Annotated in this window: 13 protein-coding genes; 1 reads left to right on the plus strand and 12 read right to left on the minus strand. The window is 73.4% G+C overall.

Annotation, left to right across the window (positions count from 1 at the left end):
- Window positions 1-14 precede the first annotated feature (14 nt).
- Window positions 15-1,541 (minus strand): L-piperidine-6-carboxylate dehydrogenase, encoded by a 1,527-nt coding sequence (amaB, locus tag AB9M23_RS08125; protein WP_372424019.1) that lies wholly within the window; start codon window positions 1,539-1,541, stop codon window positions 15-17.
- Window positions 1,542-1,632: 91 nt separating this feature from the next.
- Here amaB and AB9M23_RS08130 point away from each other — a divergent pair, with 91 nt between their 5' ends.
- Window positions 1,633-2,550 (plus strand): LysR family transcriptional regulator, encoded by a 918-nt coding sequence (locus AB9M23_RS08130; RefSeq protein ID WP_372424020.1) that lies wholly within the window; start codon window positions 1,633-1,635, stop codon window positions 2,548-2,550.
- Window positions 2,551-2,572: 22 nt separating this feature from the next.
- On the opposite strand, the gene ertC is transcribed toward AB9M23_RS08130, so the two are convergent.
- From ertC to AB9M23_RS08185, 11 genes are all read right to left on the minus strand, one after another.
- Window positions 2,573-3,667: a thiohydantoin desulfurase gene (gene ertC / locus AB9M23_RS08135; RefSeq protein ID WP_372424021.1), complete on the minus strand. Its 1,095-nt coding sequence runs from the start codon at window positions 3,665-3,667 to the stop codon at window positions 2,573-2,575.
- 4 nt (window positions 3,668-3,671) lie between these two features.
- Complete coding sequence (locus tag AB9M23_RS08140; RefSeq protein WP_372424022.1) at window positions 3,672-4,931, minus strand: Zn-dependent hydrolase; 1,260 nt, start codon at window positions 4,929-4,931, stop codon at window positions 3,672-3,674.
- Window positions 4,928-6,307 (minus strand): hydantoin-5-propionate amidohydrolase, encoded by a 1,380-nt coding sequence (ertD, locus tag AB9M23_RS08145; RefSeq protein ID WP_372424023.1) that lies wholly within the window; start codon window positions 6,305-6,307, stop codon window positions 4,928-4,930. Before ertD ends, AB9M23_RS08140 begins: the two co-directional genes overlap by 4 nt.
- A 248-nt stretch (window positions 6,308-6,555) precedes the next feature.
- Entirely contained in the window at window positions 6,556-7,290 is a 735-nt protein-coding gene (locus tag AB9M23_RS08150; RefSeq protein WP_372424025.1) for an ABC transporter permease, read from the minus strand.
- The gene (locus AB9M23_RS08155) at window positions 7,287-8,222 is read right to left on the minus strand and encodes an ABC transporter ATP-binding protein (RefSeq protein ID WP_372424026.1); all 936 of its coding nucleotides are present in this window, start codon (window positions 8,220-8,222) and stop codon (window positions 7,287-7,289) included. Before AB9M23_RS08155 ends, AB9M23_RS08150 begins: the two co-directional genes overlap by 4 nt.
- Entirely contained in the window at window positions 8,219-9,418 is a 1,200-nt protein-coding gene (locus tag AB9M23_RS08160; protein WP_372424027.1) for an ABC transporter permease, read from the minus strand. Before AB9M23_RS08160 ends, AB9M23_RS08155 begins: the two co-directional genes overlap by 4 nt.
- A gap of 229 nt (window positions 9,419-9,647) precedes the next feature.
- Window positions 9,648-10,052 (minus strand): endonuclease domain-containing protein, encoded by a 405-nt coding sequence (locus tag AB9M23_RS08165; protein ID WP_372424028.1) that lies wholly within the window; start codon window positions 10,050-10,052, stop codon window positions 9,648-9,650.
- 108 nt (window positions 10,053-10,160) lie between these two features.
- On the minus strand, window positions 10,161-11,066 hold the full coding sequence (gene osmF / locus AB9M23_RS08170; protein ID WP_372424029.1) for a glycine betaine ABC transporter substrate-binding protein OsmF: 906 nt from the start codon (window positions 11,064-11,066) through the stop codon (window positions 10,161-10,163).
- A gap of 68 nt (window positions 11,067-11,134) precedes the next feature.
- Complete coding sequence (locus AB9M23_RS08175; RefSeq protein WP_372424030.1) at window positions 11,135-12,676, minus strand: aromatic amino acid lyase; 1,542 nt, start codon at window positions 12,674-12,676, stop codon at window positions 11,135-11,137.
- 106 nt (window positions 12,677-12,782) lie between these two features.
- Complete coding sequence (locus tag AB9M23_RS08180; protein ID WP_372424031.1) at window positions 12,783-13,529, minus strand: lytic transglycosylase domain-containing protein; 747 nt, start codon at window positions 13,527-13,529, stop codon at window positions 12,783-12,785.
- Window positions 13,530-13,724: 195 nt separating this feature from the next.
- Window positions 13,725-14,762 (minus strand): GlxA family transcriptional regulator, encoded by a 1,038-nt coding sequence (locus AB9M23_RS08185; protein WP_372424032.1) that lies wholly within the window; start codon window positions 14,760-14,762, stop codon window positions 13,725-13,727.
- Between the last annotated feature and the right edge of the window lie 163 nt (window positions 14,763-14,925).

Genomic DNA, 14,925 nt, shown 5'->3' on the forward strand with positions numbered 1-14,925 from the left:
GTCCTCGTCGGAGATCAGGCGTCGATGTCGAACTTCACGCCCTGCGCCAGGGGCAGCGTGGTGCCGAAGTTCACGGTGTTGGTGGCGCGGCGCATGTAGGCCTTCCAGGCGTCGGAGCCCGCCTCGCGGCCGCCGCCGGTCTCCTTCTCGCCGCCGAAGGCGCCGCCGATCTCGGCGCCCGAAGGGCCGATGTTGACGTTGGCGATGCCGCAATCCGAGCCCGCGTCCGAGAGGAAGCGCTCGGCCTCGCGCATGTCGAGCGTGAAGATCGACGAGGACAGGCCCGCGCCCACCCCGTTGTGGAGCGCGATCGCCTCCTCGAAGCCGGCGTACTTCGTCACGTAGAGGATCGGCGCGAAGGTCTCGCGCAGCATCGGCCCCTCCTGGCGCGGCATCTCGACGAGCGCCGGGCGGGCGTAGACGCCCTCGCCGGGAACGGAGGCGCGCCCGCCGCCGTGGACCGTGGCGCCGAGCCCGCGGGCCTCCTCGAGCGCGCGGTCCATGGCCGCGAGCGCGTCGGCGTCGACGAGCGGCCCGACGAGCGTGCCGTCCGCCCGCGGATCGCCGATGGCGACCGAGCCGTAGACCTGGGCGAGCTTGGGCACCAGCGCGTCGTAGACGCTCTCGTGGACGATGAGCCGGCGCAGCGTCGTGCAGCGCTGGCCGGCCGTGCCCATCGCCGAGAAGGCGACGGCGCGCAGCGTCAGGTCGAGATCGGCGGAGGGGGCGACGATGGCCGCGTTGTTGCCGCCGAGCTCGAGGATGGCGCGGGCGAAGCGCCCGGCGAGCCGCGGGCCGACCTCGCGCCCCATGCGGGTCGAGCCGGTCGCCGAGACCACCGGCACGCGATGATCGTCGACGAGGACCTCGCCGACCTCGCGGGCGCCGATCAGCACGGCGTGCAGGCCGTCGGGCGCGTCCTCCCCGAAGCGGGCGACGGCGCGCTTCAGGATCGCGTCGACCGCGAGCGCGGTGAGCGGCGTCTTCTCGGAGGGCTTCCACACCACGGGATCGCCGCAGACGAAGGCGAGCGCCGCGTTCCAGGACCACACGGCGACGGGGAAGTTGAAGGCGGAGATCACGCCGCACACGCCCAGCGGATGCCAGGTCTCGGCCATGCGGTGGTGCCGGCGCTCGGTGGCGACCGACAGGCCGTAGAGCTGGCGCGAGAGGCCCACCGCGAAGTCGCAGATGTCGATCATCTCCTGGACCTCGCCGAGGCCCTCCGAGACGATCTTGCCGGCCTCGAGCGTCACCAGCATGCCGAGGTCGTCCTTGGCGGCGCGCAGCTCCTCGCCGAGAAGCCGCACCAGCTCGCCGCGGCGCGGGGCCGGGACCTCGCGCCAGGCGAGGAAGGCCTCATGCGCCCGGCCGATGATCTCGCCCGCTTGCGCCGGCGTCGTCTCGCGCACGGAGGCGAGCGTCTCCCCGGTGATCGGCGAGCGCGCGACGAGGCCGCCGTCGGCGAAGGCGTCCGGCGAGACGCCGAGCCGCTCCAGGATCGCGAGCGCCCGGGGGCGCGCGGGGGCGAGTTCCGTCATCATGACCTCATCATCGAAAACGGGCGGAAGGATCGGCCTTTTCGGTCGCGCGCGCAACCGATATGTTCTCACGACTTCATGAGGAACACGCATGACCGAGACCGTCACCGCCACCCGCCCGCATCTCGCCTCGCACCTGCCCTCGCTCGGGGCGCTCGCGGCCTTCGAGGCGGCGGCGCGCCATCTCAGCTTCACCCGCGCGGCGGAGGAGCTGGCGCTGACGCAGGGCGCGGTGAGCCGGCAGGTGGCGGGGCTGGAGGCGCAGATCGGGGTCAAGCTGTTCGAGCGCGTGCGCCAGCGCGTGACGCTCACCGCCGCCGGCGCGGCCTACGCCGCGGAGGTGCGTGGGGCGCTGCGCGGGCTCTCGGCGGCGACGCTCAACGTGATGGCCTTCCGCGGCGCCGGCGGCGTGCTCGACCTCGCCATCCTGCCGACCTTCGGCACGCGCTGGCTGATCCCGCGCCTGCCGCGCTTCACCGAGGCGCATCCCGGCGTCACCATCAACTTCGCCACCCGCGTGCGCCCCTTCGACTTCGCCCGCGAGGGCCACGACGCCGCGATCCATTTCGGCGAGCCGATCTGGCCCGGCGCGAAGCTGCACCGGCTGATGGGGGAGGAGATCGTGCCGGTGGCGAGCCCGGCGCTCGTCTCGCGCCACCGCCTCGTCGAGCCCGCCGACGTGCTGCGCGTGCCGCTCCTCCAGCAGGCGACGCGCCCGCGCGCCTGGGAGCAATGGCTCGGCGAAGCGGGGCTCGACCCGGCGCGGGCGACACCGGGCCCGCGCTTCGAGCAATTCGCCATGGTGGCGCAGGCGGCGGTCGCCGGGCTCGGCCTCGCCATCGTGCCGCGCTTCCTCGTCGAGGACGAGCTGCGCGCCGGCGTGCTGGTGATCCCCTTCGACCGGCCGTCCCGCTCGCGGGAGGCCTATTGGCTGGTCTATCCGGAGGAGAAGGCGGCGCTGCCGGCGGTCGCCGCCTTCCGGGAGTGGCTGCTGGCGGAGACGGCGTGACGGCGCCCCGCCTCCCGCCGCCTCACCGCCCGTCGAGCGCATAGGACGCGACGGCGATCCCCATCGCCTTCTCCACGGCGGGGTAGACCGACGGGTCGAGCACGCTCGACGCCAGCGGGATGACGCTCTTGGGCACCCGCAGCACGACGACCTCCATGCCCTCCCGGAGCTGCCCCACCGAGAGCGGCTCGCCCGTAGGGTCGAGGGTGGTGATCACGTCGGGGAACGTCGCGAGGCGCGTGCCGCCCATGTCCTCGACCGCCATGTACTCGTTCATCACGTGGAGCACGCGCGCGTCGTCCCCGGCGCCGACGGTGACGGTGCCGATGTCGAAGGCCTCGCTCGTGTAGGTCACCGCCTTTCGCGTGATCGCGCCGCGCGCGATGAGCGCGCCCTTGGTCGTCTCGACGATGGCGTCGATCACGGCCGTGCCGCCCTTGCGCTCGGCGGCGATGATCGCCTCCCCCAGCCTCAGCGCGAGCGAGATCCCGCCGAGCGCCGCCTTGGCGCGTACGTAGGACGCCCGCACGGGGTTGCGGGCGGACGCGATGAAGCCGCCCGACTGATCGGCGGCCGTGCGCAGGATCGGCGAGACCTTGGCGGTGGCCCCGCGCACGACGAGCTCGATGTAGCGGTTCTCGGTGCGGTTGCCGCCCACCGCCGTCTGGATCATCGGCTCGGGGCTCCCTGCGAGCCCGATCGAGCCCATGTCTCCGGTCGGGTGCGCGCGCACGTCGCCCACGGCGTCCACCACCTTGGTGCCGAGGATGGCGGAGGGGAGCCAGGCGTTGAGGGTCGAGGAGCGGCCGTTCTGGCCGACGATCAGCCCCGCGATCGGCGCGCCGAGCGCCTCCTGCAGGAGCTGGACCGCCTTGACGTAGTCGACGCCGCGCATCTCCCAGGGCGTGGTCGAGGCCGGTGCGCCGATGGCGGCGGCGGTGGCCACCCAGGCGTCGGCGTCGAGCTCGTCGATGGAGACGAGCTCGGGCTTGCCGATCGAGACCGCGGCATGGCCCAGCATCCGGCCGTGATCGGCCCATCCGCCGCCGCCGGCGGCGTAGACCGAGCCGCCCTTCACGGCGGCCTCGACGTCCTTCTCGCCGAGAATGCGTCCCATGGCGTCAGCCCTCCTGGAGGCTTCTATCGAGGCGGATCACCGCCTCGGTGAGAACGGCGGCGCCGAGCGCGATGTCGGCGATCTCGGCCGATTCCTCCGGCGCGTGCGAGCGCCCGCCGGCGCAGGGGACGAAGATCATTCCCGCCTTCGCTATGCGTGCCATCCAGCCGGTGTCGTGCCCGGCGCCGGATGCCATCGGGCGGCGCGAGGCGCCGACCGCGTCGCAGGCGGCGCCGAGCGTCTCGGTCACGAGCGGGTCGAGGCGCGTCGGCATCGCGTCCGAGACCCGCGTCGGCGCCGCGATGGCGACGCCCTCCGCCGCCGCCGCCTCCGCGGCGATGCCGGCGACGCGGGTGCAGAACATCTCCATCGTCGCCCGGTTCTCGGCGCGCGCGTCGATCAGCATGCGCGCCCGCGAGGGCACGATGTTGGCCGCCCCGGGCTCGATCGCGAACTCGCCCACGGTGGCCGCGAAGTGCTCCGGCCCCGCGGCGAGGCCGCGGGCGAGCGCGCGCACGTCCTCGACGATCCGCGCGGCGGCGACGAGGGCGTCGGCGCGCGACCCCATCGGCGTCGTGCCGGCGTGGTCGGCGCGGCCCTCGACCACGATCTCGAGCCGCGTGATGCCGGCGATGGCCGAGACGACGCCGATGTCGACGCGCTCCGCCTCGAGCACCGGACCCTGCTCGATGTGCAGCTCCAGGAAGGCCTTCACGTCCGCCCGCACCGCCTCGCCGAGCCGGGCGGCATCGCCGCCGACCATGGCGAGGCCCTCGGGCAAGGCGCGCCCGTCGGCGTCGCGGCGCGCGAGCCACGCCTCGGGCACGAGCCCCGCCATGCCGCGCGAGCCGACGCAGGAGACGCCGAAGACGGTGACCTCCTCGCCGAGGAAGTCGACGACCTCGAGATCGTGGTCGAGCGTCACCCCCGCCGCCGCGAGCGCGCGGGCCACCTCGAGCCCGGCGGCGACGCCGGCGATCCCGTCGAAGCGCCCGCCGGAGGGGACCGTGTCCGAATGCGAGCCGACCATGATGACGCCGAGGCCGGGCTTCGCGCCGGCGCGGCGGCCGAGGAGGTTGCCGGCGGCGTCGATGCGGGTCTCGAGCCCGGCCTCGCGCATGCGCGCCTCCAGGAAGGCGCGCCCTTCGAGGAACATCGGCCCGAAGGCACGGCGCGTCCAGGGGCGGTCCGGCTCGGTGAGGGCGGCGAGGCCGTCGATGTCGGCGGCGATGCGGGCGGGATCGACGGGGAGGTTCGGCTTCATGCGCTCTGGTCTGCGAGGATGTGGGTGAGGGGCGGGCGCACGAAGCGCCCGCGGCCGGGCTCGGCGACGTGCGTGCCGTCGAAGACCCGCGTGCCGCGCGACCACGTCGCCGCCACGCGCCAGGGGAAGGTCAGCCCGTCGTAGGGCGACCAGCCGATCACGTTGTGGCCGCTCTTCGATGCGTCGAAGACGATCGGCTCGGGGGTGAGCACGCAGATGTCGGCGTCGCGCCCCGGCGTCAACGCGCCCTTGACCCGGTCGATGCGGAAGTGCCGCGCCGGGTTCTGCGCCATCAGCCGCGCCGCCCAGCCGAGCGGCACGCCGCGCGCCAGCGCGCCGGCGACGAAGGCCGGCACCAGCGCCTCGAGCCCGGGCACGCCGGACGCGTTGTCGAACATGTTCTCGTGCGTCTTGCGATCGAGCGACCAGGAGACGTGGTCGGTGGAGACGAGCCAGACGTTCCCCGCCGCCACCTGCCGCCAGAGCCCCTCGCGCTCGGCGGCGGAGCGGATCGGCGGGTTCGCCTTGCCGCGCCCGCCGAGGCGGGGCATGTCCTCCTCCTCGGCCAGGACGAGATAGTGGATCAGGCACTCGGCGGTGGCCGCGAAGCCTTGCGCGCGGTAGCTCGCCGCGAGATCGTAGCCGCGGGCGAGCGAGCAGTGCACCACGTGCGCCGGGCACCCGGTGGCCGCACCGGTCTCGTAGATCTGCGCCATGGCGAGGAGCTCGGTCAGCGGCGGGCGCGAGAGCCCGTGGGCGCGCCAGTCCGTGATGCCGGCCGCCTTGGTGCGGGCGATGCCGGCGCGCACCGACTCGTCGTCCTCGTTGTGCACGCCCGCCGTGAGACCGGTCTTCGCCACGGCGGCGAAGCACTCCGCCAGCAGCGGCGGCGGGATGCGCGGGAAGCGCGTGGGGTGCGTGCCGAAGGTCGAGAACTTGAAGGCGCACACGCCCGCCTCGACCTGCTCGGGGATGCGGGCGACGCCTTCGGCGGGGTCGATCGTGCCGTAGAGCGCGAAATCGACCCGCGCCTCGCGCTCCGCGTCCCGCGCCTTCGCCGCCACCTGCGCGGCGTTGTCGACCACCGCGCCCTCGTCGTAGGGCATGTCGACGAGCGTGGTGACGCCCCCCGCGGCCGCCGAGCGCGTCGACCAGGCGAAGCCCTCCTGGCCCTTCTGCGAGAGCGAATGCGTCTGCGCGTCGATGGCGCCGGGCAGGATCAGCGCCCGCCCGAGATCGTGCCTCTCCCGCGCCGCCGGCGCGACGCCCTCCCCCACGGCGGCGATCGTCTCGCCCTGCACGGCCACCCAGCCCGGCGAGAGGATGCGATCGGGCAGGACCACGATGCCGGAGAGGACGAGGTCGAAGTCGGACATGACGTGTCAGCTCCGGTTCGAGACGATGCGCGACGGACTGTGCAGGGCGGGCGGGTGTCCCCTCTCCCAAGGGTCACTGCTTTCGGAGAGGGGCCGGGGGTGGGGGGCGTCGATGTTGAGCGAGACGCTGATGCCGGGCGCCTCCATCCGCGTCGGCGAAAATCCTGAACGCCCCACACCCCCAGCCCCTCTCCACGAGGGAGAGGGGAGCGCGGCGCGGTCCTTGATCGGCCACATCGCCCTCACCACTACCGCCCCATCCTGCGCGCCAGCCGGCGCTCCGTCCACACGAACGCGTCGTAGATCAGCACCGCCAGCGCCCCCACGACCAGCCCGCCCTGGAGGATGAAGGCGACGTTGTTCGTCAGCAAGCCGGCGATGATCACCTCGCCCAGCGTCGAGGCCGCGACCGTCGAGCCGATCGTGGCGGTGGCCAGCGCGATGACGGTGGAGAGGCGGATGCCGGCGAGGATGACGGGGAACGCGAGCGGCAGCTCCACCCGCAGGAGGCGCTGGCGCTCCGTCATGCCCATGCCGTCGGCGGCCTCGCGCACCGTGGGCTGGATGCCGCCGAGCCCGGTGAGCGCGTTCTCGAAGATCGGCAGGAGGCCGTAGAGGAACAGCGCGACGAAGGTCGGCGCCGCGCCGAAGCCGAGCGCGGGGACCGCGAGCGCGAGCACGGCGATCGGCGGGAAGGTCTGGCCGATATTGGCGATCGAGCGCGAGAGGGGCAGGAATTCCGTGCCGAACGGCCGCGTCACCACGATGGCGAGGCCCACCGCCACGATCGTCGCGGCGAGGACCGCGGCGAAGACGAGGGCGAGGTGGTTGCCGGCGAGCGTCAGCATGTCCGCTTGCAGGTAGATCGGCGGCGCGCCGCGCTCCGTCAGCGGCGCGAAGAGCGGCGCGAAGGCTTCGGGCGCCACCAGGAAGGCGAGGAGCACGACGAAGGTCGCGCCCCGCAGGAGGAGGCCCGCCCTCATGACGGCCTCGCGGCGCGCTGCTCCAGCGCGTCGCGGCGCACCCGTCCCACGATCGTCCCGTCGCGCGCGACGGGCGCCGCCACGCGGCCGGACCAGAGCAGCTCCGCCAGCGCGTCGCGCGCCGACAGGCCCGCGTCGAGCGGCGCGCCCGGCGCGTCCCCGGGCTCGGCGAGATCGCCCACCCGCACGAGCGAGAGCAGCCGGAACGGCCGCTCGGGCGCGCCGATCAGCTCCTTCACGAAGGCCGTCGCCGGCCGCGCGATGATGTCGGCCGGCTCGGCGTATTGCAGGAGCGCCCCCGCGTCCATCACCGCGATGCGGTGCCCGAGCCGGATCGCCTCCTCCATGTCGTGGGTGACGAGGACGATCGTGGTGCCGAACCGCGCCTGGATGGCGAGGAGGTCGTCCTGCGCCTTTGCGCGGATGATCGGGTCGAGGGCGCCGAAGGGTTCGTCCATCAGGAGGATGTTCGGCTCCGCCGCGAGCGCGCGGGCGACGCCGATGCGCTGCTGCTGCCCGCCCGAGAGCTCGTGCGGCATGCGCTCGCGGAAGGCGGCCGGGTCGAGCTGGAACAGCTCCAGCAGATCGTCGACCCGGCGCGCGATGCGCTTCTCGTCCCAGCCGAGCAGGCTCGGGACCGTGCCGATGTTCTGCGCCACCGTGCGGTGCGGGAACAGCCCGTGGCCCTGGATGGCGTAGCCGATGCGCCGGCGAAGCTCGTAGGCGGGGAGCGCGCGGTTGTCCTCCCCGTCGATGCGCACGGCGCCGGAGGTCGGCTCGACCAGGCGGTTGATGGTGCGCATCAGGGTCGTCTTGCCGGACCCCGAGGTGCCGACGATCACCGCGATCGTGCCGGACGGCACCGTCATGGAGACGGCGTCGACCACGGTGGCTTCGCCGTAGACCTTGGTGACGGCGTCGATCTCGATCATCCGCGCGCCTCCCGGACGCCCGGGCGCTCGCTCATCTCGACGAGGGCGTCGAGCACGATCGCGGCGGCGACCGCGAGCACGACGGTGGGGACGGCGCCGAGCAGGACGAGGTCCATCGCCGTCTGCCCGATGCCCTGGAAGACGAAGACGCCGAAGCCGCCCCCGCCGATCAGCGCCGCGATTGTGGCGAGCCCGATGTTCTGGACGAGCACGATGCGGATGCCCGTCAGGATCACCGGGAAGGCGAGGGGCAGCTCGACGCGCAGGAGGCGCTGGCGGCCGGTCATGCCCATGCCCCGCGCCGCGTCGACCGTCTGACGCGGCACGCCGTCGAGGCCCACCACCGTGTTCGAGACGACCGGCAGCAGCGAGTAGGCGTACAGCGCCACCAGCGCCGGCGCCGCGCCGATGCCGGCGATGCCGATCGCCGAGGCACCGGGGATGGTCGCCGCGATCCAGGCCATCGGCGCGATGAGCAGGCCGAAGAGGGCGATCGAGGGGATGGTCTGGACGATGTTGAGGACGTTGAGCACCGGCCCGCGCAGGCGCGCCGAGCGGGTGCAGGCGATGCCGATCGGCACGCCCGTCAGCGTCGCCAGCGCGAGCGAGCCGAAGGCGAGGACGACGTGCGTGCGCGCCTCCCGCCAGAAGGCGTCCGCGCGGGTGGCGTACTCGCGCAGCATCGAGAGGTCGTCCCACAGGCCGCAGACGAGGATCGCCGCCAGCACCGCCGCGGTGGCGGCGAGGCCGGCGAGACGCCTGGCCGGCGAGAGCGCGAGCCGGGAGAGCGCGTCGGTCACCATCAGCGCGAAGGCGAAGAGCAGGAGCCAGAAGCCCGAGCCCGGCGAGACCCGCGCGAACCCGTTCCCCTCCGGCGTGAGGAACGTCCCCGCCCGGCCGATGGCGAGGAGGAGCGCGACGAGCGCGAGGAGCCCGGCCGCGAGCCGCAGCCGCACCGGCGTGCGCACGAGCGCCACGAGCCCCGCCGCGGCGAGGAGGCCGAGGAGAGTCCAGGCGAGCGCCGGCTCGAGCGAATCGAGGATGCCCCGCGGCTCGCCCAGCACGATCCGGTTCGCGCGGAAGGTCGCGAAGGGCAGCGCCAGCGCGCCCGTGGCGACGATCGCGGCGAGGAGGACGCCGAGCTTGTCGAGGGCGAGGCGCGCCGGCGCCGCGGCGGTGGAGATGCCCTGGGCCATGCCGATCAGTCCCCCGTCATCGGCGATCGATGACGCCAGATGAAGGCCGCGACGGTCTCCCCTCTCCCTCGTGGAGAGGGGTCGGGGGTGCGGGGCCCGGCGATTACGCGCTTCGGTGATGCAGGACGCCTCCATCGGCGTCGGCGACAATCCTGCACGCCCCACACCCCTAGCCCCTCTCCACGAGGGAGAGGGGAACCCGTCGAGCATTCCATATACCGGGTGCCCCTCATGGCAGCAGCTCCGGGCAGCGCTCGGTGAGCCTGGCGTGGATGGCCGCCAGCACGTCGTCGATGGCGGTCATCACGTCGGTATTCGTGAACCTGACGACCTGGAAGTCCTGCCCCTCGAGGAAGCGCGTGCGAGCCGCGTCGTAGGCGATCTCTTCGTCGGTCCCGTGCGTGGCGCCGTCGACCTCGACGACGAGCCGCGCCTTCAGGCAGCAGAAGTCGACGAAGGAGCGCCCGAGCGGCACCTGCCGCCGGAAAGATGAGCCCTTTAAGGGGATGCGGTGGCGCAGATGCCACCAGAGCCGCTTCTCGGCCTCCGTCGCTTGCTTGCGCATCGCCCGGGCGCGATCCCGGGCGCGCAGGCTCGGCGCCGCCTCGGGGTCGTCACGGTAGCGTGTCGGCATGCAGGGGTTCTCCCATCGGACCGAAGGCTCACGCAGCCATCGATGAAGTGCGCGACGCTCTCCCCTCTCCCTCGTGGAGAAGGGAACCTGGCGCGCGCGCCCTTCACCTCACTGCACGAACCCCTCGCGCGTGAGATAATCCCGCGCCACGCCGCTCGCGGCCTCGCCGCCGACCTGGACGCGGGCGTTGAGCGCCTGGAGCGTCTCCAGGGTGAGCGACTCGAAGATCGGGTTCAGGATCTCGGGAATCTGCGGGTAGTCCTCCAGCACGGAGGCCCGCACCAGCGGGGCCGGCGCGTAGACCGGCTGCACGCCCATGTCGTCCTCCATCACCACGAGGCCGGAGGGCTCGATGCCGCCGTCGGTGCCGTAGACCATGGCCGCGTTGGCGCCCGAGGTCCGGCGGGCGGCCGCCGCGATCGTCGCCGCGGTGTCGCCGCCCGAGAGCGTGATCAGCTGGTCGGGGGAGAGGGTGAAGCCGTAGGTCTCCTGGAAGGCCGGCAGCGCCGCGGGCGAGTTCACGAACTCGGCGGAGGCCGCGAGGATCACCTCGCCGCCGCCGGAGACGTATTGCGCGAAATCGCTCATCGTGGCGAGGCCGTTCGCCTCGGCGAGGTCGGATCGCACCGCGATGGCCCAGGTGTTGTTCGCCGGCGCCGGCTGGAGCCAGACGATGTCGTTGGCCTCTCGGTCGAGTTCGGCGGCGCGCGCCCAGCCGGCGTCGAAATCCTTCCAGACGTCGGAATCCGCCTCGTTGAAGAAGAACGCGGCGTTGCCCGTATACTCGGGATAGATGTCGATCTCGCCCGCCGTGATCGCCTCGCGCACGATCGGCGTGCCGCCGAGCTGGATGCGGTCGGTGGTCGCGACCCCGGCCGCGTCGAGGGCCTGGAGGACGATGTTGCCGAGCACCCCGCCTTCGGTGTCGATCTTGGAGGACACGACGACCTGGGCGTGGGCCGCGCCGCCCGCCAGGATGCCGGCGGCGACGAGGGTGGTGAGGACGGGACGCATGCGCTTCTCCCTTCGAGTCTCGGGGGGCCGACGTCGTGCCGGCGCTGTCGGGGAACGCTCGAGCGCGGCTATCGGATCGGGCGCAGAGCGAAGAGGTCGTCCAATTCTGGCAGGGGTGCCAGGGATATCAACTCCCCCAGCACGTTTTCGGAGGCGAGATCGCCCTCGATCGCCTCCACCTCCGCCGAGAGCGGGCGGTCGACGTCGTAGAAGGCGGCGTGGCGGCGCACGAGATCGTAGACGAAGCCGGCGACGCCGCGGGGTCCGTCGCCGAGGATGTCCATCGCCTGCGCGGCGAGCAGCCCCTCGAGCGCGGCCATGCGGCGCAGGGCCCGGACCTGGCGATCGACGCGCTCGTTGACGAGCGGCAGGAACGCCGCCTCGTCCTCGAGCCCGCCGGCGACGACGAGCGGCTGGGCGGAGACCGGGTTCGACATGGACAGGATCCGCGTGAACAGCTCGCCCGCGAGCTTGATCACCGGGCCGAAGCCCGTGGCGATCGTGCCGGGCACGACGAGGTTCACCGGCAGGTCGCGCCGCACGCCGTTGCCCAGGAGCACGCACCGGTTGAAGGAATTGCGCGCCGCGTGGCAGAGCGCGACCTGCAGCGTCTCCATGAACAGCGTCACGTCGAGCGGCAGCGAGCCGCCGGAGGTGAGCACCTCGCCGTCGATGACGACCGGGTTGTCGTCGGTACGGCCGGTGGCGGCGAGCACCTTCTCCGCGCAGACGAGGAGGCTCTGGAACAGCGTGCCGAAGACCTGCGCCATCATGCGCAAGCTGAGCGGATCCTGGACGTGGGTGGCGTGCGGCCAGTCCCAGCCCCGCGCGTTCTCGTAGAGCCAGGCGCCGACGGTGGCCTCGCGCTCGGTGCCGACGTGCGCCACCGCCTTCCACGGTGCGCGCGAGGCGCCCAGCGCACCGGCCGTGGCGAGGCCCGTGGCGAGCATGATGCGCATCGTGTGCGCGGCGGCGCGGGTCGCCTCCGCCGCCGCGGCGTGGCCGATGGCGTTCACCGAGATCGCGGCGAGCGAATCGCGCGGCATCAGCCGGATCGGCGAGAGCCCCGCCTGCTCGAGCGCCACCGCCGCCGGCAGGCGCTTCTCCCGCCAGATCGCCTCGCCGACGCCGGTGAGCATGGCGCCGATCTGGCCCATCAGCCCGATGTCGGCGCAGCCGATCGAGCCCGTGCGGCGCACGACGGGGACGACGTCGTGCTCGAGCAGCGCGACGTAGGCCGCGACCAGCTCCGTCGAGCAGCCCACGCGCCCGGTCAGCGCCGTGTTGATGCGGATCGTGATCGCGTTGCGCACGGTCGACAGCGGGAACGGCGCGCCGGTGCCGAAATGGTGGGCGCGCACCAGGCCCGCGCTGAACGTGTCGAGCGCGTCCTGCGACCAGGTCACGTCCTTCATCGCGCCCACGCCGGTCGTCGCGCCGTAGACCGGCTCGCCGGCCTCGATGGCGCGGTCGATCACGGCGCGCGCCCGGCGCACGCGGGCCAGCGCGTCCTCGTCCGCCCGCGGCACCGCCGCGCCCGAGCCGATGCGCACCAGCGTCTCGAAGGAGAGCGGGCCTCCGGTGAGGGTGATGGCGGGCGGGGCGGGCATCGGGGTCTCGTGCGATCGGGACGCGGCGCGGGGGATGCGCCGCGTCCCGATGCTGACCACGGGCGATGCCGCGCCGCAAGGGCGCGGGGCGCCGGCCCCCGCGCGCTCAGTCGAGCGAGGCGAGCTCGACGCGGCTCATCCGCGCCATGACCTTGCGGCCGTAGCCGTTGCAGAAGCTCGCCTTGCGGTGGATGCCCATGTTGTAGGCCGAGATGCCGCCGCAGCCGGCGCCGTGCCGGTCGATCGACGCGCGCAGGTAGCGCATGCCGGCCTCGATGCCGGTGGCGCAGTCGCGCAGGTTCCCGGTGACGCCGACCGAGCGGGCGGTGGCGGGCTTCACCTGCATGACGCCGAGTTCGCCGGCGCGGCCCACCGCCGAGCAGCGGTAGCCGCTCTCCACCATCGCCATGGCGTGGGCCAGCGTCGGGTCGATGCCGTGGCGCAGCGCCGCGGCGGTCACCATGGCCTGGACCGATCCGGCGGCGGCGGCGGGGGTCGCGGCGGCGGTGGCCACCTGCGCGGTCTCGGGGATGGCGGCCGTCGCGGCCGGCGCCGCGTCCGCGCGCGCCGCGGCGTCGGCCAGGAAGAAGGCGTTGGCCGGGTGGCTCGCGGTGACGGGGGCGGGAACGGGCGCCGTCTCGGCCGCTTCGTCGGTGCCGGCCACGGCGGTCTCGGTCGCGGCGGTATCGGCCGTGGCGGTCTCGGCCACGGGGGTATCGGCCACGGGGGTATCGGCCACGGCCGCCTCGGCCCGGGCGGCGGCGTGATCGGCGAGGAAGAGCGCGGCGTTGTCGTTGGCGAGCGCGGGTGTCGCCAGGATCAAGGCGAGCGCGGTCGCGAGAGCGATTCGCATCGTCTCGTTCTCCTGAGGTGTTGGTCGTGTCGCGCGGGATCGAGCGCCGCCGTGTTCCGGGGGCTCGCCGCTGGGATCGGCCCCGGTTCTCCGGGTGCCGTCGATGCGCCGGGACGGCGCGGTGGGTGCCGGCACGCCTCGCGCGCCGGCGGGTCGGCTTCTCGCGGCCAACAGGGACGAGAATAAGGCGGCGCGTCAGCCCGCGTCGGCGAGGGCGCCGCGCCGGCGCCCTCGGGCACCGGCGGCGGTCACCGCCAGGCTCTCGCGCGCGTCGGGCTTGCGCTCGGCCGAGGGCGAGCGGCCGAAATGCTCGAGGTACGTCTTCGAGAAGTACGACGCCGAGACGAAGCCGCAGGAGAGCGCGACCTCGAGCACCGGCAGGCTCGTCTGGCGCAGCAGCTGACGGGCGCGCTGGAGGCGCACCTTCATGTAGTAGCGCGTCGGCGGTTCGCCGAGATACTTGACGAAGAGCCGCTCCAGCTGGCGCTGCGACACGCCCGCCGTGCGGGCGAGGACGGCGCAGGCGAGCGGCTCCTCCACCGTCGCCTCCATGGTCTCGACGACGGCGAGGAGCTTGGGATGGGCGACGCCGACGCGGGCGCGCAGGTCCATGCGCTGACGCTCGCGGGCCTCGCGGATGCGATTGTGGATCAGAAGATCGGTGACCTGCGCCGCGACGTCCGCACCCCGGTCCTGCGCCACGAGCGAGAGCGCCATGTCGGCGGCGGCCATGCCGCCCGCGCAGGTGAAGCGGTTGCGGTCGATCTCGAACAGCTCCTCGCTGACCTCGAGATCGGGGAAGTCGGCGACGAGGCCCGAGCGGTAGACCCAGTGAATCGTGGCGCGGTAGCCGTCGAGCAGGCCGGCCTTGGCGAGCACCCAGGCGCCGGTGCACACGGCACCGACCTCCGCCCCGTGCGCGGCGAGACGTCGCACGGCGGCGATGGTCTCGTGGTGGTCGAAGCCCTGCACGCCGTTGCCGCCGCACACGAACACCCGGTCGAGGCCCTGCGCGGCGGACATCCGCGCGTCGGCGGCCACCGCGACCGCGTTCGAGCCGCGCACCGGCTCCCCGTCCGGCGAGTAGAGCCGCCAGGAATAGAGGTCGCGCCCGGTGGCGTAGTTCGCCAGCCGGAACGGCTCGATCGCCGAGGTGAAGGCGATCATCGAGAAGTTCGGCGTGAGCAGGAAGCCGAGCGCGATCGGCCTCTCCAGATCGAACCGTCCCGCCATGCACGCCTCCGCGGCAGAAAGCCGACGAAGTGTAGTCTTTCCGCCATCCGTGGCGCAAAAACGGCATCGGTGCGAGAATGCCCATTCAGATCTCGGATGATCGTCACGCCCCACCCCATGACGCGCGCGCGACATCCGGCGTCGCCTTCGCGCAAGCGGCGGA

This window comes from Salinarimonas chemoclinalis, assembly GCF_041514305.1.
In the GTDB taxonomy this organism is placed as follows: Bacteria; Pseudomonadota; Alphaproteobacteria; order Rhizobiales; family Beijerinckiaceae; genus Salinarimonas; species Salinarimonas chemoclinalis.